The organism is Cryobacterium roopkundense, from assembly GCF_014200405.1.
Lineage (GTDB): Bacteria > Actinomycetota > Actinomycetes > Actinomycetales > Microbacteriaceae > Cryobacterium > Cryobacterium roopkundense.
The window spans coordinates 3,937,645-3,957,746 of record NZ_JACHBQ010000001.1 but is presented as its reverse complement, the minus strand read 5'-3'; the positions used below and the strand labels follow the sequence as shown (position 1 = coordinate 3,957,746).

The window sequence follows — 20,102 nt, the reverse complement described above, 5'->3', positions numbered from 1 at the left end:
CCGAAGCTGCTAATCGATGGCTGGTGCCTGACGTCGGTTCGCTCCGCGCTCCTCCCTGGGTGCGAGCAGTTGAGTTATGTCGGTGACACCCACGAGGCAGGTCGATGATGGACAAGAACCTGCGTCCCGAGCGCGCGCCGAGCGCGCCAACACCATCCAACGCGACCGCTTCGCGCAGCTACCCCGCGCGCGCGCTTTCTACAGCGCACAAGATCGGGCTCCTGGGCGACCTGCACGGTGATATTGGGCATTCGCTGACCGCCTTCGAGACGCTCGCGAGACGGGAAGTGCGCGTGATTGTGCAGCTCGGGGATTGGGGAGTCATCTGGCCCGGACAGAACTGGCAGATCGATCTGCGAAAGTTCTCTCGAGCGCTGGCCCGCCACGAGCAGACACTGTACTTCGTCGACGGCAACCACGACTGGCACCCCAAGCTTCTGGAGTACCCCATTGATGAAGACGGCATCCGGTGGATCACCAGCAACGTCGGGCACCTGCCCCGGGGATACCGCACACGAATCGGCGGACAGTTCACGCTCGCCGCACTGGGCGGAGCGAACAGCACCGACCGCGCTCATCGCCTCGAAGGGAAGAGCTGGTGGCCAGAGGAACAGATCACCGAGACCGACTTGACCCGGCTGGGGTTCGAAAAGGCCGATGTTCTGGTTGGTCATGAGGCGCCGCTTCCCAAGGAAGTCGCCCTGACCTTCCGAGAGCACGAGACCAGTTGGACACCGGAGGAAGAAACCTATGCAGCCGCGAGCCGGCTGATGTTCCACCGAGCAGTCCGCCAGATCCAGCCTTCCCTGACACTGGGCGGGCACTATCACCGGTGGATCGACGAGACGGTGATCACGCCAGGACCCAACCAGTGTGAAACGCGAGTGGTGGTGCTGGATGAGAGCGGCAAGGACCGAGTCAATGTCGCCATCCTGGACACCAGCACATTGGAGATCGCGTTCATGTTCCGAAACGGTGCGCCGGCGCCCGTCACAAACGACGGGTCACCGTGATGGCTGTTACCTGTCAGTGCATCGACCGATGCAACCGAGAGGAGAATGATGAATACCCCTGATACTCCCCAGCATCACCGGACCGAGCTCCGAGGCACGGAGGGCGGACTCTGGCGAGTCTCGACGCGCTACAGCTTCCACTACTTCGACCTCGAGCGGGGAACAGTCACCCGTGTCCCCGGAAAGAACGCCGGGCCCTCGATCAACGACCGACCCCGCCCGCTTCGCACGATCGATACCGTCATTGTTGGAGAGCGCGGGCAATGGACGATGTCCACCGACGGGTGGTCAGACGACATTGACTACTTCTGGGCAAACACCTCGGAAGTAATATCGATCGACGCTGTTGAACCTCACGATTTCCCGGGAGCAGGCGGTGTCGTGCCGGCCTGAGGCGCCGTGTACCCGGTCGATTCGTCAGTCGACGGCGTGCGCGGCCAGCGACCCCACAGCCAACAAGGACCGGATCCACCCCGCGCCCGCCGCCGCGAAACACGCAGCCGCCAACTCTCCACTACAAACGAACACTGCGCACCAGCTCCGCCACGCACCCCCTGTCGCCCGTCGCGTTGTTTGACGATGGCGGCGTCATCGTGAGTGACGATAGCCGGGTGTGAAAAGGCCCCGCCGGTGGATTTCGGCGGGGCTTTCATCGTGATGGTGACGTGGTGGTCGTCAGGGGTGACGCGACCTCATTCGCTGTTCTCGGTGATCGCCGATTGTGCGGCGGCCAGGTCGACGATTGCTTTGTCGGCGGCGTAGGTCGCGATCAGCGCGGCGACGGCGAGGTTGTTGACCGCCCGTGGATATCCCCTCGAGGCGAGGTGGATCGCTTGGATGGCGTCGTCGGAGAACAGCGGGTCTGACCGGCCAGCGAATTTGAGGTGTTGCCGGATGTAATCGGTTGTGTCGGCGGCATTCATCCCGGTGATTGTGTAGCGCGTGGAAATGCGTTGATCCAATGCCGCGAGCACGGCAAGTTTCAGGCGGCGCCGCAGGGTGGGTTGGCCGATGAGGAGCATCGCGAAGTGCGACCCGGTATCCATTGCCACGTTCGTCAACATGCGTAACGATTCCAGGTCGGTGTTGGTGAGCAGGTGCGCTTCGTCGATGACGACGACGGGCAGGCGGGCTCGTTCGTCGAGTTCCCCGGCGAGTAGCGCCGCGGTTTGCGAGGACAGCACTCCGGAGAAAAACGCCGGGGTCCCGCCAAGCGCCGTGACGATCTGAGTGTGGATTCCACGCATCGTGATCGTCGGGTCGGGGATGTAGATGATCTGGTGCCGGGAGGGTTCCAACTGGGCCAGGGCCGCGCGGACGGCGACGGTTTTCCCGGCGCCGACTTCACCGCTGATCACGCCGAGCTGGCGTTGGCTGACGCACCAATCGATGCGGGCGATCGCTTCCCGGTGCGAGGGGTGCGGGTGCAAGGCCTGCGGCGGAATATCGCGGGCGAAGGGCATACGCGTGAAGCCGTAGTGCGATTGCAGGGTGTCGATACTCATCGGGCGGCCTCCGAAACTGTCGGCACGAAGACGACCTTCCTCGCCGCCGGGGTGGATGCTTTCACGAAACTAATCGGTTCCCCAGCCATCGTGCCCTTGTGCCGGGTCTCCACCAGGCGCAGGTAGTCAATGCCGGAGGCCGCATTCCGGGCACCGGTGTCGGCCTCGTCAGCCGCCGCGGTCGCGGCCTTCTTGTGAACGTGCCGGCGAATTTCACTCAGTACGGCGATGCCGGCCGGGACGCCGTTCCCGGCCGAGACGGTGATCAGCCCGGCGAGGTCGAAGGGGTCATAAACCAGCTCCACTCGTTTGCCGACGAGGAGCTGATCCACTTGATACGTGTTGGACTGCAACGACACCGTCGCGGACTTCGTCACCGTGCGGATCGCCGACCACTGGAACGCCTCCGCAATGACGGTTTTCTCCTTCCGCACCGGGCGTCGTCCCGCCCAGCCGGCATCCCAGCGCTGCACCGGTGTTTGCCCTGTCGTCGAATGCGTGGCCTGGTGATAGACCATCTCCACCCACGACGTGAACAGAGCATTCATCTCTTCCAGCGTGGTGACCATGCTGCCCACCCCGGCATCTACTACGCCGGTCGTGGTATCGACGGTGGTGATCTCGGTGAGGAACTGCGAGTTGACGGTGTTGAAGAACCGCTCGATCTTTCCGCGGCCCTGCGGCCGATACGGCTTCGAATGCGTCAACCGGATTCCGAGGCGCGCGCAGGTCCGCGAGAGCGACTCATCAACAAAAGCGCTTCCGTTATCGACGTAAATCGTCCCGGGAATTCCGCGCGCTTCCAACGCCGGGCGGAGGGCCGCGGTGAGGCGGACGGAGTCTTCGGCGTAAGCCCACCGGCCCGCCGTCACCATCCTGGAGTGGTCGTCGAGGAACGCGAACAGATACGTCTTCCGCCCATTGATCCGCGGCCCGTGCAACCCGTCACCGACCCATATTTCATTCGGGTAGTCCGCTTCAAACCGGCCGAAAACCTCCCGCACCCCGGTCGAAAGTTCCAGCGTGCGGAAGTGCCGCAGCAGCGTCGACTCCGACGGAGCATCACCGAGCGTGTCGATCATGATGCGCCGCACCTGCGCCGAGGTGCGGGCGGGCCGCTCCCTCTTCAACGTCGCCGCCAACGACAAGATCTGCGCCGGCGTCACCGCGCCCTGCGCCCGGCCTCGGGGTCTCAACGCGTCGAACCCTCCGCGCCGCCACTGCCTGATCCACCGATCAAGAGTGTCCTTGCTGACCGTCACCGTCCCGCCGAATGGACCCGGATGCACCAGCCCTGCCAGCGCTCGAACCATCGGGCCGCGCTGCCGCGTCGTCACACTGTCATCGGCGGCGTCCCGGATCAGGTGGTAACGAAACAGCGCGATCTTCTCCGTCCGTCCGCGGCGCACCGCCGAAGCAGACGGCGGTCCCGCCGGCGGCGGCGGGACGAGCAAAGCATCGGCTGGCTCCGCTGGGGAAGCCCGCGGCGAAACGGGGAGCAATGCCGGGGAAAGTGCGGGCATGAAGAGTCCTCTCAAACAGTGAACACACCCATCACAGGGATATGGCAGGCGCTCCTGCCACTGTTGCCGCCCACCACGGACGGCATAAGGGCCAGTTGGTGTTGGGGACCGCCGCCCACCAGCTCCGGCAAAAAAACAGCCCGTTGGTCTGAGCGATCGCCACCTGAACCCACGCCACCGTGACGGTCGCGACGAACCGGCGAGCCAGCCCCCGTGCATACGCCATCAACGCCGACAACGCCTCACCCGAAAAAGTCCCAGCAGGCCTTGGCCAGACGACCACCGCATCGGGAGCATCCCGCACCAACAACCCCGTGAACCGTTCACCCATCGCCGCGGCCGAAGCGGCGAAAGCACGCAACCAACCACGAACCGTCGAAACCGGTCTTCCGCAGTCCGCAGCGATCCTCCGATGACCCCAACCCAAAGCAGTCTTCGCCTCGATCGCCGCCGCAATCACCTCGGCGGTATCTGCTCGCCGCGCGGCCAACCGCACCTCCAGGAGCACATGCGTGCCCTGGCAGGCCGTGCACCGAGACCGACGCGGGCGAAGGCCCCGCGGCACCCAATCTGTGCCGAGGCCCTCACGGATCACACGCGCCCGAGCCCACCCCCACGGGCGCAAACGGCCACCACAATCGGGGCAGGCAACCCGCCCGACCCGAAGGTCCAACTCGACAACAACAGAATCATGACTTACCGTGAGCATCAGCGCGGCCTTACGCGTTAGAACGGCCCGGCGTGATCCTTCAAGATTGCACGCCGGGCCATTCGTCTATCCGGACATCGTCAGCCTGACGCCGCCGACAACCAGAAACCAAATCCAGGCGCACTAAACCCATCGTCACCGACCCCGACGCCTACGTCGTCACCCCACGAGACGCACAACACCCCCTCCCGACCTGATGGCAGTCGACCGGCGGAGACAGCCCGAAGCGAGTGCGGGTGAAGTCGACCAGGAGCCCTGGGGGCCGGTTCTAAGTGCGTTTCGGTGGAAACTTCTGAGGACGCCAGGGTGCCGGGCTGCCGGAGCGGATTTGTTCCGCTGCGTTCAGCAGGATCTCTTCTTCCGCAGTCGGTGTGCGAGGCGGCCCGGCACGAGCGAATTCACTCACCGGCCCGAGCAACTGGTCAGCCAGCGCGATGTCCTCCAACTTGAGAATCGCCTCACCTCGCAGCAGCTTGAACATGTGATCCGCCGTGCACCCGGCCTTCTCAGCGTAGACAACGACAGTCCAGCCCTTCTGGGCGATAGCGTCACGAATCCGCATCGCGTAAAGGTGCTGCATTTCCGAAGCCCAGCCGAGGGGACCGTCCACGGGAGGGAAGGTGGTTTTTCGCCCTCGGCCGAACATCCACTTCGAGTGGGCGTAGTGCGCCGGAACGTACTTCGAATAGGCCATTGCGCTCTCCCCCAAACACGACAACTGTCTCAACCGTCTCCGAGCCAGCCTAAGGCCTCTGAGTGCGAGATTCGCACTATGCACACAGTGCCGCGAATGATACCCGCATGAAGAAAAACAACTCCGGTCACACTGGCCCCGGCAAGCTCGCCACCCCCACCAAACGAGACCTGGTCGCCTGGGTCGACCACTCCCACATCCAACACGTCGAAAACGCCACCCGGTCGCTCCTCCATCGCGACATCGTCAGCGCCAGGCGCATTCGCACCGGGTACCAGTACAAAGCCCAGCGCAACTATCACGGACTCTACGCATTCGCGCAGACCGGCCAACACATTTGGTACGAGTCGCTGTTCGAAATGTCCGCCCTCATGACCCTCGACTTCACCGCGAACATCCAGTCCATCGCCTCACAGCCGATGATGCTGCAGTTCACCAGCGGCAAGGTCCACTACCCGGACCTTTTCGCCGTGCACACCGATGGCAGACAAGTGGTCTACGACGTCCGCCCCGAGAAGCTCATCACGCCAAAAACGGCGGGCGAATTCGCTGAGACCAAACGGGTCTGCGACAAAGTCGGGTGGGCGTACGAACTGTTCACGCGCATCGACCCGGTCGTCAAAGCAAACATGGAATGGCTCGCCGGCTATCGCCACCCCCGCTACCGGCCCGACCTCCCCACACAAACGCGCGTCCTGGCCGCCGCCGAATCACCAACCATGTTCCGCGACCTGGCCCACGTCGCCGACGAGGGCTCTCCTGCCCGCGGGGCGATGCACCTCTACAGCCTGCTGTGGAACCGACAACTCACCTTCGACATGACCACCCTACTTACCACCTACACGAACCTCAGAAAAGACAACTGACATGCCCTCCATCGACATCAACTCCGAACTCCACTTCCACGACGGCGCCTACCTCGTCGCCGGTTTCCACGGAAGCCTGCTGAAACTCCGTCACTGCGTGACCGGCGAATACTCGACCGTACACATCGCCGACATCTCCGCCCGGCTGATTGAACCGCCCCTCCGCAAGCACAGCGACCCCCGGAGCCTCGACTCGCGCACCAAGGCCGAGAGCAAAGCCCTCGACGTCTACGCTGCCCACATCACCGAGATGGTCACCGGAGAAAACCCCACAGCTCCCGACCAGGCGCCACGACCTGAATATGACCCGGACACCACCACCCTGAACCAGCGCATCGAGGCGAAAGTCGAAGAACTCAAACGAATGGGACTTCCCGCCTCACGCGCCACCCTCATCCGGAAAAGACGAGCCCTCGAGCAGGGCGGCACCGCGGGCCTCATTGACGGGCGCAGTCTTCGAGCGGAGTCACCACTGGACCGCGCGGACTCACGCATCATCGACACACTCACCCACGTCATCGGAGACGAGACCTACGATTCCACCGGAACGGGCCTGCGCCTCCAGGAGCGCATGAAAGCGGAACTGCTGTCCACATATCCAGGACAAGCCATCAAGGTACCGTCCGAATCCACTCTCTACCGGTATATCGGATACCTGACCAAGGGGAAGTACACGACCGGGTCAGCGCAAACTCGCCGAACCGCCGCGAACACACCCAAACGGCCTTTCGGAACGGCGCGCAGAATGCGTCCCGGCCAGGAAGTACAAATCGACAGTTCGCCCTGGGATATCCTCGTCCGCGATGCAAACGGTACCGCCACCCGGGCCGTACTGACAATCATGATGGACGTCGCCACCCGCAGCATCATCGCCTCGTCGGTGCGTTCCACCGCCGCCAAGGGGCTCGACCATGCCTTCCTCCTCGCGCAGTGCCTCGTCCCGCGTCCGCTTCGCCCCGGCAACGAAGACCTCTGGAAGCTGGCCCAACGCAGGATGCCTTGGGCTGACCTGACCAGCGAGGAGGAACGCAGCCGTCTGGACCTCACCCGCCCGTTCATTTGCCCGGACCGCATCATGATGGACAACGGCCGGGACTACCGAAGCACAGTTTTCGAAGCGGCCTGCCGCAAATTCGACGTCACCCTGACCTACTCCGCGCCGCACACGCCCACGGACAAGGCCATCGTCGAACGTACCTTTCATTCCATCAAAACCCTCTTCGCCCAGGACCTCCCGGGGTTCAAGGGAGGCTCCGTCGCCGAACGCGGCGACCGAATCGAGAACGGCGCCTTGCTCGACGTCGTCACCCTCGCAGAATACTTCGACGAATGGGTCACTCGCGTGTGGCAGAACCAACCCCACGACAACCTTCGCGACCCCCTCTACCCGACCGTGAAACTCACCCCCAACGAAATGTACAACGCCTCCTTCGACATCGCCGGCCAGCTGCCCCTCCCCCTCACCTCCGACGACTACATCGAGCTGATGCCCGTCGAATGGCGCACCATTCAGCCCGCAGGAGTCAAAATCAGCGGTCGTTTCTACGACAGCATCGACCTCCAGCCGTTCCGCAACAGCCCCTCCAACAACCCCCGCCACAACAACCTGTGGGAAGCGCGAACCAACCCGTATGACCCCCGGGCCATCTGGGTCCGCCACCCCGACGGGCATTGGATGGAATGCCTCTGGCGCGACGAATCCACCTACCGCCAGCCTTTCGCCGACGAAATCTTCCAGAACGCCGTCGACATCGCCAGCACGAGGACCGGCGCCGACACCGAACTGTTGAAGCAGGCCAAGACCGACATTCGCAAACGCGCCGCCGCGTCGGCCCTCACCTTCAAGAAAGCCGCCGCCCGCGACGCCAAGGCCCTCCAACTCGCCGAGCTCGAACACACCCCGTTCCCGACCGCCACGGCACCGGCACCGGCACCGGCACCGGCAGAGTCAGCCAGGCCCAGCACCCAACCCTTCGCCAGCGACGAGGACGACGAGGACTTCGATGACGGTACGGCAGAAATCGACTTTGAAACGCTCAGCGAGATGGGAAACAACTGATGGGCATGTTCGATGAAGACCGAGACGATGAGCTCCCGCTCTCCACCCTCCCCGGGCTCACCCACTATCTGAAGTCCGATATCTCTGCGCCCAAAAGACTCACCATCGCCCAGTACGAAGCGCTCGACGTCGGGCAGAGAAGTCAGTACAACCGGGGGCGGCTCGACCACCTTGCCGGCAACATCATCATCGTGACCCCTCAGGTCCGAGAAGCCCGAGAGGCCGTCGGGAAGTTCATCACAGACAACCGTCGCCTGCCGCACGACAAACGCCCGGGGCTCATCCTCACCGGTGACGGCACCGCAGGAAAAACCACGACCCTGCAATCAACCATGCTCAAGGTTTACGCCGAACACACCAAGACGTTCCCGCAGGCCGCGCAGCGCGGCCGCCATCCCATCGCCTACATCGAGGTGCCGTATGCGTGTACCGGGAAATCACTCCTCGAAGCATTCGCGCGGTTCTTTGGCTTGACCGTCGCCGCCCGGGACACACAGGTCACACTGATGATGCGTGTCTGCGAGGCCTTTCGCCAAGCCAAGACAGAACTAATCGTCATCGACGAACTGCAAAACCTCAGTGCCGGAAACCGCGGCAGCGGCGAATCAATCCAAGTCCTCCGCCAACTCCACAGCGAAGTCCTCGGAATATTCATCCTGTGCGGCGTCAACCTCCGAGAGAGCCAGCTGTTCGCGGGACCCACCGGTCGCCAACTGAGCGGCCGATTCACCTTCCAAGACCTCCAATCGTTCACCCTCGCCGACACGACGGCCCAAATCCATTGGCGCGGAATCATCCGAGGGTTCGAAAGGGAAATGCCGCTACTCGCCCACACGGTTGACAGCCTGACCAAGCACTCCAAGGCCCTGCACTGCCACACGGCCGGTTCCATTTCTACGTTGGCCAAAATCTTCATCTCCAGCGCCAACACGCTCATCCGTGCCGACGACCCCCAAGCAGAATCCATCACCCTCGAACTCCTGTTGGCACAACCACGCGACAAATCCGCCATGGAAGCAGGAGAGACGCACAGGCCCCTCAAGCCGGCCTCGAAGAAGGCAAACCCCTCATGACTCACTACAGCGAGACGCACCGTCCCTACTGGAACCCCCTCAAAGCGATGCACCGCGAAACCGTTGATAGTTATACCGACCGGGTGTTGCCGGCCAACCAAGACACACTCATGCACCAACAACATCTGATTCGGTTGGCGCTCAAAGAGACCGAAGGGACCGCAGAAGAGACCTGGACGCGAGTCATCAGCGAAAAATCTGGGCTGCAGTCCGGGCACTTCAGCCGGGCCGCCGCTACCGGGCTCCACCACGGCGAAGACTCTCACTGCTCACCCTGCACCGACGACTTCGGCCAACGGTGGCTCTGCACGAACTGCAGCCACGGAATCGCGGCGCACCAGTACCCCCACCTCGACAACATCATCTGCCGACACCACTCCAAATGGGTCGGACCCGGCAGCGGCCCCGAAGAGCAAATGCACGTCGGCGCTGACCATCAGGAGGCTGAGCGGCGGTTCCGCCAGTTGCGTCGGCGGGGACAGATGGATGCTCACTTCTACGTCACGCTTCGACGCGCCTTCCGCACGCACCAGACCTCCAAAGCCGAAACCACGGACAATATGACTCTCACGGACATCCTCATCTACCCGCTGATGATGGCCGTCGCCACAGCACTCACTCGAGTCGATTTCCTCCAGAACCTTTTCGACCCGACGCGCACCTACGCGGCAAGCTACGAAACCCTCGAACAGCAGGTGCGCTCCGCAGTCGGTCCTGGCTTCACTGACGTCACCCGAGAACTCTGGCTGTACCTGCGGCCCACATTCCTCAGCGTTCGCGAACACTCGCTCGGAAAGCGCGCCTACGTGCGGACCTGGGACCATGACTTCCCCGTACCCACGGCCATCATCAACACGCTCCAGCCACTGACCACCGCGCCTGAGCCATTTCGAAATTACCTCGACGTCACCGGCGCCTACATTCTCACCGAAAAGAACTGGGCCGCCGTCAGGGTGCACCACCTCAACGAGCGCAAGCACCCGGGAAGCAAACGCCGCGCAGACGACGACTTCGCCTCCATCTGCCGCAGCGGACACCGCATAACCCTCACGGTTTCACACTTCAACAAATTCCTCGGACCGACCAGCGACGGCTGCCGAATCTGCTCAAACCATCTCGTGGAACCCGGATTCAACGACCTCGAAACGCGATACCCCGCCCGCGCTCGGGAATTCCATCCCGAAGACAACGACGGCATCCTCCCCTCCCAGATACTCCCCAGCTCAACGACCCCATACAACTGGCGCTGCCCCCAAGCCGGACACCTCATCACCACAAGCCCCACCAATCGAGTAAACGGCGACCCCGGCTGCCGCGTCTGCCTCAACCGCGAATTCCGCCCCGGAGTAAACGACATCCGAACCCGCTGCCCGCAACTCGCTACAGAGTGGCACCCGAAGCTCAACGTCCGCCGGCCAGAAGAAGTCGCGGTCGGCAGCCCCGACAGCGCCTGGTGGCAGTGCCGCTTCAACCACGTCTGGGAAGCGCTTATCGAAAGCAGAGTGCACGGCCACGGCTGCCCGAAATGCAGTGCCAGGAAACTCCACGGAACCAATCTCCCGGCGGCCCGGCCCGACATCGCCCAGGAATGGGATTTAGACGCAAACATGCCCGTCAAGCCAGAAGACGTCGCCCCACATTCCTGCGACACCTATGCCTGGCGCTGTCCCAAAGACCACCCATACCGGCAACGCGTTGACCGCCGGACATCGGGCAGCGGATGCCCCTATTGCGCAAGACGCAAACCCCTGCCCGGCGAGACGGACGTAGCTTCCGAACACCCGCTCCTCATAATCGACTGGGACACCGAAAGGAACGGAGACATCCAACCGGACCAAATCCTTCCCGGCACCGCCAAACACTGGTGGAAATGCTTCCAGAACCATGAAGAGCTGCAGTCCGTGCCCCACCGCGTCAAATCAAACGGCTGCACCCACTGCCCAGCGGACCTTCGAGCTGGTGCCAGCCCAAATCTTCCAGCCCGCCACTAGGTTCGTTCTCATTCGAGAACATTCCACAACACAGATCATTCGAGAGGCTCGCCCGCCCATACGCGAAACGGCAAAAGCAGTACCTCGGCAGGCTTAACCGAGCGAGAGTTGAGGCCGGGCTATCGTCACTGGGCCACATGGGACTCACGGGCGTCGGCTTCATTCTCATCGGACTCGGACAGATCGCAATCGCCGCATTCGGCGGCGCATAACCCGGCCCCACACAAAACACCCAACAATCGGTCCGTCATTCGACGGGCCCATTTTTTTTGCCCAAAACCCACTCCTTGCAAGTTTCCTAATGCTAGGCATATGCTTCTGATCAAGGTAAATACTTTCAGACCCCAAGAATTCATCCGAAGGATCATCATTTCTGCGGACAGGTGCCATTGCCAAATGGGGAGTCGCCGCTCGTCCCATGGTGTCAAGTGTCAGGGTTGAGCTCATCTATCGGCGCGCGTCACATCACAACCGGATATCATGGTCCAAGTTCGGTTGCAGGGTCGTCCCTGCCCATGTCTCCGGTCGCCGGCACTGACCCCCTCCATCCGTAGCGCAGCAGAACCGTGCCGTTCTTCGAAGCGGGCTCGGCGGCGAGAAGCTCGAGGGACGCTGGCGGGCCGTCGGCGGTGAACAGACGTTTGCCGGAACCAAGCACGATCGGATACACCCACAGATTCAACTGGTCGAACAAGCCTTGGGCCACGAGAGTGCGGGCGAAACGGATGCTGCCGATCACGTGGATCTCCCGGTGCCGCTTCCGCAGCGCTGCCAGCTCTGCCACGAGATCGCCGCCGAGCAGGTGCGAGTGATGCCATTCCAGCACCGGCTCGCCTCGCGACGCGACGTATTTGGGGATCGCGTCGAACTTGCGCGCGATGTCGGCGTTAGGCCCGTCGAGGTGATGGGGCCAGTAAGAAGCGAAGATGTCATAGGTACGGCGCCCCAGAAGCAAGGCGTCCATGGCCTGTATCCCCTCGTCAACCTGGGCACCGTCGGTCTCGTCCATCAGGGGGGCCTGCCACCCGCCGAACGCGAATCCGCCGTCAGTGTCTTCGTCAGGGCCGCCGGGAGCCTGGGCGACCCCGTCGAGCGTGGTGAACAGGTCGATGTGAATGCGACCAGACATGAAGTTCTCCTTGCGTCAGCACATATGGGAGCATCGTTTGCGCCTCCACTGATGGCGTGGAAGCACCCTACCCCTGCAGGACTCATTGGCCGTCAGGCACTCGTGACGTGCTGCTGCCCGATTTGCACGAACGCGCGCAGGGGCGCCGGTGCAAAATCGTGCGCCTCAACGAAGCCGATGGATTCGTAGAACGCGCGCTGGCCAGGTTCATCGTCGGTGATGAGCACCTTCTGCCGCACGTGAACGTAGCGCTCCAGAACCCTGTGCACCATGGCACGGCCGATACCAGTCTGTTGCTGGCCGGGGCGAACCAGGATGTCCTGGAGATAGCAGATCGAGACGTCGTCGGAAATGGCTCGAGCCAGGCCCAGCAATTCCCCTGCCGAATCCCTCGCCGACACAACGTAGGACGACTGATCCACCGCACGCGCGAGCGAATGCGGATCATTCGTGTACGCGGCCCATCCGACGCTCCCATAGAGACCAACGAGGTCGGCGGGCGTGAAGACCTTCGACTCTGACAGCACGACGCTAAGCATGCCCACATGGTGTCACACGTCGGCCCGTCCCCCATCCCGCGCCGCGCTCCGCCCTTTCGGCTCCCACACCCCCCTCGCCGGTCGAGCAGCGGGCCCGCTTTTGGCCCGCGCCCGTCGAGACCCCGCGAGCCATTCCCCGGACTGCGGAAGCAAGAATCAACTTCGAATAATATATCCACAACCCTGAGTATTTCTCGAATCTGTCTGTGGTTCGTGGGATAATTATCTTATGGCGAACAACGATGAAGTTCCTCATTTGGAGGACGCCGCGGGGAATACCCTGCCCGAACCAGTCGACCAGACCCTCGCCGTCTTGGCGGAGGAGAAGGCCGTCGCCGACGACACTCAAACCCTGCTCCTCGACGCAATCCTCAGCTTCGATCGGATGGTCTGCTTCGCCCAAGCCGCTCGAGCCGAAGTGATCGACAAGCTCCGGCAGTGGACCGACGCCACGGCCGAGGCTGGACTCCCCCGCACCGCGCGGGGACGACGAGACACCGAGTGGTCGCCGCAGAAAGCCGCCCACGAAGGCCTCGTCGCTGAGCTGGCCGCCCTGCTGAAACTGCCCAGCGGTGTTGCCCGCAATCTGATGTTCGAAAGTGACCTGCTGCAACACCGGCCTCCCCGCCACCCGAGATGCCCTCCGACGCGGAGACATCAGCTACCGCCACGCCCAAACGACCATCGTGTCTCGACAAGCTCGACAACCGGGCCGTCAGCCTCCCGCCAGAGCCCTGGAAGGCCTTCGAAGAGGAGGCTCTCCGCAACAGTGAAACCCTCACCGTCCCGCAACTGCGGAGGAAGGCCGTGAAGGTGCGGGAGTTCACTCACCCGGAGTCCATCGCCGTGCGGCACCAGAAGGCCCTCGCCGACCGGAACTTCTGGGTCAGCCCAGGCCGTGACGGGACGGGGTCGGTTGTCGAGCTTGTCGAGACAGGAGATGACCTGCACCACCCACGAAGCCACACGCCTGCGCAGACCCGTGGAGCATTGCCGTCACCGAATCCACCGACGGCCCCTTCTAGATGAACCTAGTCGCCGGCCACGTCGTGCAGGTGATGCACGATGTCGTGCAGAAAGTACGCCCCAAACGTCTCCGCTGTGAACGACGCCCCGTCGCTTCGACGAGCGGTGCGCTGGCGGGCATCCTCGGGCACGGCCGCAAAGGCATCGGCAACGGATGCCGCCGCAGCCTTGAGCTCGCGTCCCACCTTTTCGGGCGCCTGAAGGTCGTATCGCTCGGCGATCGCCGTGGCGTCCTGGTCCCAGTTCGCGAGAAGAGGATCCTCCTCGTCGAGCAGGCGCTGCAGTCGCTCGGCGAACAGGAGACAGACATCGCGCACATGGGCCGTGTATTCCAGCGGTGACCTGGTGTGATCGTTCGGGCGCACCGCGGCATCCGCTCGGGAGAGCACCGGCACCCACGCAGCGGCATTCGCGCGAATCAGGCGCGGAAGATCGTCGAACTCCACATCCGCAGCCCGAAACCCACAATCGGGGCACGGGCGTTCGAGTACCCAGGTCCAGTCGGCTATGTCGGGGGTGATGGCCATGCTTCATGCTACTGGTCCCATGTCCGGGCTCGACAGCACGGCTGCGCACAGGAGGGCACCCCCGATTCAGAACCGGGGGTGCCTCGTCGAACGGCCGCCGACTAGAGGTTCTTGACCGCCGTCAGCACCTTGGTGAGCGAGTCCTTCGCGTCGCCGAAGAGCAGCGTCGTCTGGTCTTCGTAGAGCAGCTCGTTCTCAATGCCGGCGAAACCGGGACGCATGGAGCGCTTGAGGAAGACAACCTGACGTGCCGAGCCCACGTCGAGGATGGGCATGCCATAGATGGGCGATCCGGGGCTCGACTTCGCCGCGGGGTTGACCACGTCGTTCGCTCCCACCACGAGCGCCACATCGGCGGTTTTGAACTGCGGGTTCACCTCGTCCATTTCCTGCAGCACCTCGTAGGGCACGTTGGCCTCAGCGAGGAGCACGTTCATGTGACCGGGCATACGGCCGGCCACGGGATGGATTCCGAAGATGACCTCGATGCCCATCTTTTCGAGCGTCACGACGAGCTCGGCCATGGTGTGCTGCGCCTGTGCCACGGCCAGACCGTAACCCGGAACGATGATCACACGCTGGGCATAGCCGAGGAGGATCGCAACGTCTTCGGCAGACGACGAGCGCACGGGGCGCTCGGAGATCTCGGTTGACCCGGCAGTGGACCCGCCCTTGAACGCGCCGAAGATGATGCCGCTGACGCTGCGCCCCATAGCGGATGCCATGGCCCGGGTCAGGATCGTTCCGCTGGCACCCACGAGAGTGCCGGCCACGAGTAGCAGCACGTTGCCGAGCACGAGGCCCGATGCGGCGACGGCGAGTCCGGTGAACGCGTTGAGCAGCGAAATGACGATCGGCACATCCGCTCCGCCGACCGGGTTCACCAGCAGCACACCGGCGACGAGGCCGAGGATCAGCAGGATCGTGGCTCCGAGAATCCACGAATCCGCCACGATGACGGCGCCGAGCGCAACGGCCGCGACGAGCACGAGGCCCATCACCCAGCGCTGGCCGGGAAAGATCAGTGGCTTGGTGGGAATGAGGCCCTGTAGCTTCGCGAACGTGATGCAGGATCCCGAGAACGAGACACCACCCACGAGCACGGTGAAGACCACGGCGAGGGAGGCCCCGGCAGATTCGACGTGCGGCAGTTCGAGCAGCGCCACGATGGCCGCCGCTCCGCCGCCGACGCCGTTGAACAGGGCCACGAGCTGCGGCATGCCTGTCATCTGCACGCGACGCGACACCGGGGCCGCGATCGCCGCGCCGACCACGATGGTGGCGACGATCAGCAGGATGTTGTCCAGCTGGGTCGACAGGAACACCGTCACCAGGGCGATGAGAGCGCCCAGGGCGCCGATGGCGTTTCCGCGCCGGGCGGTCTTGGGCGAGCCCAGCCCTTTCAGCGCGAGGATGAAGAAGACGGCGGCCACGAGGTACAGGCCCGTGGTCCATTCCGAAGAGAGAATATTCATCGCTTGCCTCCCTGGGGAGCGCCGGTCTTGCGTCCGGCGAACATCTCGAGCATGCGGTCGGTCACGACGAACCCGCCCACGAGGTTGATGGTGGACAGCAGCACGGCGACGAGGGCGAAGATCAGGATGCCCATATTTTCGGCCTGACCGGCCACGACGATCGCGCCCACCAGAATGATGCCGTGAATTGCGTTGGCGCCCGACATGAGGGGCGTGTGCAGCGTGCTGGAAACCTTCGAGACGACCTCAAAACCGATGAAGACTGACAGAACGAAGATGGATAACAGACTCATGGGTTCCATTACGAAGCTCCCTGCGTGGCTAGAGCGGCCAGTGACTGCCGGGTGGGTTCGTGCAGAACAGTGCCGTCGCGCGTGAGGCAGGCGCCTCGCACCAGCTCGTCGTCGAAGTCGGGCGTGACCGTGCCGTCGACCGTCATCAGTTCGATGAGGTTGGACACGTTCTTGGAGAACAGGCGTGACGCATCGAACGGCATCGACGAGGCGACGTCCTTCATGCCCACGATCGTGATCCGGCCGCTCGCGACCGCGATCGTCACCTCGTGTCCGGCCACACTGCCCTCGACGTTTCCACCGCTCTCGGCGGCGAGGTCGACGATGACCGATCCCGAGCGCATACCGAGCAGCATCTCGCTCGTGAGCAGGCGCGGCGCCGGGCGTCCGGGGATTGCAGCGGTCGTGATCACGATGTCGGCGTCGGAGACGTACGGCGTCAGCAGTTCCTGCTGGCGCTTCGCCCGGTCTTCGGCCTGTTCCTTGGCGTAGCCGCCACCGCCGTCGGTGGTGTCGAGCCCGAGGTCCACGAACGTGCCGCCCATGGAGCGCACCTCGTCAGCGGATGCCGCGCGCACGTCGTATGCGGAGACCTTCGCGCCGAGACGCTTGGCCGTCGCGATGGCCTGCAGGCCGGCGACACCGGCGCCGAGCACGAGCACCTTGGCCGGCGGGATGGTTCCAGCGGCCGTCATGAAGAGCGGGAAGAACCGCGGCAGGCGCATGGCCGCTTCCAGCGCGCACCGGTAACCGGCCACGAGGGCCTGCGACGTGAGCGCGTCCATCGACTGTGCCCGCGAGATGCGGGGAACGAGCTCAAGCGCGAAGGCCGTGATGCCCGAGGTATGCAGCTGCGCGATGGCGTCGAGCTGGTTGGCCGGTGAGGCGAGCCCCACCGTGATGGTTCCCTCGCGCAGGGCCGAGATGACCTCGATCTTCAAGGGGCGCACGTGGGCGAGAACATCGACGTCCTCCAGGCTGATCCGCGGTTCGACCGAGGCACCTGCGTCGCTGTAGGCGGCGTCGGGAAATCCTGCCGCATCGCCTGCCCCGGCTTCGACGACAATGTCGAGTCCGGCCTTGACGAGCTGGCGCACCGATTCGGGTGTTGCGGCGACGCGCAGCTCTCCCGGATCTCGTTCTCGAAATACCGCTACCTTCATCGTCTTCTCCAGAGCTTGAGTTTCTTGCGTACGAGTTTTGAGTCCTGAACCTATCGGCAGTGCTGCGTTCATTTCTCCCCCAAGCGGTCCTCGATGTCGATAAGAACTCGTGTTCTTGAGGGAATCGGAAGAATTCGGGCGGGTTCCGGGTAGAGGACGGCGCAATTCAGGTGATTTCGCCTGTTCACGAAGGCCGACTGCCGACATCCGCTGTCCAGCTGGGGCCGCTAGCGTGGCAAGTAATTAGAGGAGTCAGATGACTGTAGTGATCGCAGGATGCGGCGACCTGGGTACAGAGGTGGGCCTGCGTTTCGCGGAGCTCGGACACCGCGTGGTGGGGCTTCGGCGCACTGTCGATGTGCTGCCCGCCGCCATCATCGGGCAGTCGCTCGATCTCAGCCGCGACAAACCGGTGATTCCGGCCGATACCGAGTTTGTGGTGATCGCAATCGCCGCCGGCAGTCCCACCCCCGAGGCCTATCGGGCTGCCTATGTCGACGGCCTCCGCAACCTGCTCGATGCCCTCGACGAAGCCGGCGCCGCGCCGCGCCGGGTGCTGCTCGTGTCGTCCACCGCGGTCTACGACGTGAACGACGCCAGCTGGGTCGACGAGCAGACCCCCGCGACCCCGAAGCCGGGCACCGACGCCATTCTGCTCGAGGCCGAGCGGATGCTGCATGCCCGCATTCCCGCCGCCACGGTTCTTCGCCTCAGCGGCATCTACGGACCCGGCCGCGAGCGCCTGATCACCCAGGTCCGCGACGGCCTCGCCCGGGTGTCGCACGGCTCACGTCACACGAACCGCATCCATCGGGACGACGCGGCCGCTGCGATTGTGCACCTCCTGCTGCGCGACGAGGCCCCGGCGCCCCTCTACCTCGGCGTGGACCACGCGCCCGTCACGATGAACGAGGTCGTCACGTTTCTCGCTGCCGAGCTGGGCCTGCCGACTCCGGCCACCGACGACACCGCCACCACGAGCCAGCGCGGCGGAGACAAGCGCCTGAGCAACAAGCTCTTGCTCGGCACGGGCTTCACGTTCACGTACCCGAGCTACCGGGAGGGTTACCGCGCGCTCCTCGCGGGCCGCGGTACCCGCCACCCGTAGCCCTACAGCCGGTGAAATCGGCGACACGCCGGTCGACCCGCCATGATATGCGGTATGTCGAGAGAAACACCGGTTTTGCGAGCCGGCCCGGCGGTCGCCACGCCGCACACCCGGGCAGTTTGCACAAGGAGTTGGATGAATCATCCACATGTGGCGAGAGCTAAACCAGTAGGTTCGGGGACAGCCACCTTCGAACGGAGACTCCATGCCGGAACACTCGAACGCCACCCACTCCCGTCCCCTCGAGGGCATCCTGGTGGTCGATTTCTCACGCGTGCTGGCCGGCCCCCTCGCGTCGATGACGCTCGCCGACCTCGGCGCGCGCGTGATCAAGATCGAGCGTCCCACGGTGGGCGACGACACGAGGAGTTGGGGCCCGCCGTTCTCCGGCACGGGCTCGACCTATTTCGAGAGTGTCAATCGCAACAAGGAGTCGATCTGCCTCGACCTCGCGGATGAGGCCGACCTCGCCGTGGCCCTCGAACTCGCCCTCAAGGCCGATGTGCTGCTCGAAAATTTCAAGCCCGGCGGCATGGACAAGCTCGGACTCGGCTACGACACGCTGCGAGAGAAGAACCCCGCCCTCGTCTACGCCTCCATCTCCGGTTTCGGCCTCGGCGGCGGCGCACACCTGATGGGCTACGACTTTATGGTGCAGGCCGTCGGCGGCCTGATGAGCATCACCGGGGAAGAAACCGGCCCGCCCATGAAGGCCGGCGTCGCCCTGGTCGACGTGCTCGCGGCCAAGGACACCACTATCGGCGTGCTCGCCGCCCTCACCGCCCGCCACTCCACCGGCCTGGGCGCACGGCTCGATGTCAACCTGCTCTCGAGCCTGCAGGGGGCTCTCGCCAACCAGGCTCAGGCCTACCTCGGCGCAGACAGCGCACCGGGCCGCCTCGGAAACACGCATCCGTCGATCGCACCATACGAGACTCTCGAATGCTCCGACGGACTCCTCGCAGTGGCCTGCGGCAACGACGGCCAGTTCGCGAAACTCGCCGGCGTGCTGGGCGCCGAGCACCTCGCATCCGATGAGCGCTTCGTCACCAACCGCGCCCGGGTGCAGAACCGGCCCGCTCTCGTGCGGGCGCTCGAAGAGCAACTGGCAACGGATGTCGCCGCAGCGTGGCAGGTCAGGCTCACCCGGGCAGGGGTCCCCGCCGGCCAGGTCGGCACGATCGGCGACGGCATCGCCCTCGCCGATTCGCTCGGCCTCTCCCCCACGATCGACGTGCACAATGCGGCGGGCGTCACCGTGGGCCGCCAGATTCGCCACCCGGTGAGCTGGACACCACCACTCGCGGCCCGCACGCAGGCGCCCCCAGAACTCGGCGAGCACAGCGCCGCCGTGCGCGAGTGGCTACTCGCGGGGCAGGTCAACGTCGAGCAGGCCAACGCGAAGTAGA

General features: G+C 64.1%; 19 protein-coding genes. 10 read left to right on the top strand and 9 right to left on the bottom strand.

Annotation, left to right across the window (positions count from 1 at the left end):
• Positions 1–104: 104 nt before the first annotated feature.
• Both BJ997_RS18365 and BJ997_RS18360 read left to right on the top strand, forming a co-directional pair.
• Positions 105–1,013, top strand: coding sequence for a metallophosphoesterase family protein (locus tag BJ997_RS18365; protein ID WP_084141174.1), 909 nt, complete (start codon positions 105–107; stop codon positions 1,011–1,013).
• Positions 1,014–1,058: 45 nt separating this feature from the next.
• A complete protein-coding gene (locus BJ997_RS18360; protein WP_035836353.1) occupies positions 1,059–1,406 on the top strand; it encodes a hypothetical protein in 348 nt (115 codons plus the stop codon).
• Positions 1,407–1,705: 299 nt separating this feature from the next.
• Here the strand turns inward: BJ997_RS18360 and BJ997_RS18355 are convergent, their stop codons facing one another.
• A complete protein-coding gene (locus tag BJ997_RS18355; RefSeq protein WP_183323656.1) occupies positions 1,706–2,518 on the bottom strand; it encodes an ExeA family protein in 813 nt (270 codons plus the stop codon).
• Entirely contained in the window at positions 2,515–4,041 is a 1,527-nt protein-coding gene (locus BJ997_RS18350) for a DDE-type integrase/transposase/recombinase (RefSeq protein ID WP_221243938.1), read from the bottom strand. The genes BJ997_RS18355 and BJ997_RS18350 overlap by 4 nt, the downstream gene beginning before the upstream one ends.
• 179 nt (positions 4,042–4,220) lie before the next feature.
• On the opposite strand from BJ997_RS18350, the gene BJ997_RS21235 reads away from it, so the two are divergent.
• A complete protein-coding gene (locus BJ997_RS21235) occupies positions 4,221–4,457 on the top strand; it encodes a hypothetical protein (RefSeq protein WP_035840832.1) in 237 nt (78 codons plus the stop codon).
• Between the two features lie 561 nt (positions 4,458–5,018).
• On the opposite strand, the gene BJ997_RS18340 is transcribed toward BJ997_RS21235, so the two are convergent.
• Positions 5,019–5,444, bottom strand: coding sequence for a protein kinase family protein (locus tag BJ997_RS18340; RefSeq protein WP_035837064.1), 426 nt, complete (start codon positions 5,442–5,444; stop codon positions 5,019–5,021).
• 107 nt (positions 5,445–5,551) lie between these two features.
• Between BJ997_RS18340 and BJ997_RS18335 the strand changes: the two genes are divergently transcribed.
• Genes BJ997_RS18335 through BJ997_RS18320 form a run of 4 tightly spaced genes read left to right on the top strand, consistent with a single transcriptional unit; the run spans position 5,552 to position 11,433 of the window.
• A complete protein-coding gene (locus tag BJ997_RS18335; protein ID WP_052542326.1) occupies positions 5,552–6,310 on the top strand; it encodes a TnsA-like heteromeric transposase endonuclease subunit in 759 nt (252 codons plus the stop codon).
• Position 6,311: 1 nt separating this feature from the next.
• Positions 6,312–8,369 (top strand): DDE-type integrase/transposase/recombinase, encoded by a 2,058-nt coding sequence (locus BJ997_RS18330; protein WP_052542327.1) that lies wholly within the window; start codon positions 6,312–6,314, stop codon positions 8,367–8,369.
• Positions 8,369–9,442: an ATP-binding protein gene (locus BJ997_RS18325; RefSeq protein WP_035837065.1), complete on the top strand. Its 1,074-nt coding sequence runs from the start codon at positions 8,369–8,371 to the stop codon at positions 9,440–9,442. The genes BJ997_RS18330 and BJ997_RS18325 overlap by 1 nt, the downstream gene beginning before the upstream one ends.
• Positions 9,439–11,433 carry a zinc-ribbon domain-containing protein gene (locus tag BJ997_RS18320; RefSeq protein ID WP_052542328.1) on the top strand — a complete coding sequence of 665 codons (1,995 nt, stop codon included), beginning with the start codon at positions 9,439–9,441 and terminating at the stop codon, positions 11,431–11,433. The genes BJ997_RS18325 and BJ997_RS18320 overlap by 4 nt, the downstream gene beginning before the upstream one ends.
• A 478-nt stretch (positions 11,434–11,911) precedes the next feature.
• Here the strand turns inward: BJ997_RS18320 and BJ997_RS18315 are convergent, their stop codons facing one another.
• Both BJ997_RS18315 and BJ997_RS18310 read right to left on the bottom strand, forming a co-directional pair.
• Complete coding sequence (locus BJ997_RS18315; RefSeq protein WP_035837066.1) at positions 11,912–12,562, bottom strand: dihydrofolate reductase family protein; 651 nt, start codon at positions 12,560–12,562, stop codon at positions 11,912–11,914.
• A gap of 92 nt (positions 12,563–12,654) precedes the next feature.
• Positions 12,655–13,101, bottom strand: coding sequence for a GNAT family N-acetyltransferase (locus BJ997_RS18310; protein ID WP_035837067.1), 447 nt, complete (start codon positions 13,099–13,101; stop codon positions 12,655–12,657).
• Between the two features lie 229 nt (positions 13,102–13,330).
• Between BJ997_RS18310 and BJ997_RS18305 the strand changes: the two genes are divergently transcribed.
• Positions 13,331–13,912, top strand: a complete 582-nt coding sequence (locus BJ997_RS18305) for a hypothetical protein (RefSeq protein ID WP_183323654.1) — start codon at positions 13,331–13,333, stop codon at positions 13,910–13,912.
• A 220-nt stretch (positions 13,913–14,132) separates the two neighbouring features.
• On the opposite strand, the gene BJ997_RS18300 is transcribed toward BJ997_RS18305, so the two are convergent.
• From BJ997_RS18300 to BJ997_RS18285, 4 genes are all read right to left on the bottom strand, one after another.
• Complete coding sequence (locus BJ997_RS18300) at positions 14,133–14,654, bottom strand: DinB family protein (RefSeq protein ID WP_035837070.1); 522 nt, start codon at positions 14,652–14,654, stop codon at positions 14,133–14,135.
• A 101-nt stretch (positions 14,655–14,755) separates the two neighbouring features.
• Entirely contained in the window at positions 14,756–16,129 is a 1,374-nt protein-coding gene (locus BJ997_RS18295) for an NAD(P)(+) transhydrogenase (Re/Si-specific) subunit beta (protein WP_183323652.1), read from the bottom strand.
• Positions 16,126–16,431, bottom strand: a complete 306-nt coding sequence (locus BJ997_RS18290; RefSeq protein WP_035837071.1) for an NAD(P) transhydrogenase subunit alpha part 2 — start codon at positions 16,429–16,431, stop codon at positions 16,126–16,128. Before BJ997_RS18290 ends, BJ997_RS18295 begins: the two co-directional genes overlap by 4 nt.
• Entirely contained in the window at positions 16,431–17,585 is a 1,155-nt protein-coding gene (locus BJ997_RS18285) for a Re/Si-specific NAD(P)(+) transhydrogenase subunit alpha (protein WP_035837072.1), read from the bottom strand. The genes BJ997_RS18290 and BJ997_RS18285 overlap by 1 nt, the downstream gene beginning before the upstream one ends.
• Before the next feature lie 256 nt (positions 17,586–17,841).
• Between BJ997_RS18285 and BJ997_RS18280 the strand changes: the two genes are divergently transcribed.
• Positions 17,842–18,693, top strand: coding sequence for an NAD-dependent epimerase/dehydratase family protein (locus tag BJ997_RS18280; protein ID WP_035837073.1), 852 nt, complete (start codon positions 17,842–17,844; stop codon positions 18,691–18,693).
• A gap of 205 nt (positions 18,694–18,898) precedes the next feature.
• Complete coding sequence (locus BJ997_RS18275) at positions 18,899–20,101, top strand: CaiB/BaiF CoA transferase family protein (protein ID WP_035837074.1); 1,203 nt, start codon at positions 18,899–18,901, stop codon at positions 20,099–20,101.
• Position 20,102: the final 1 nt, after the last annotated feature.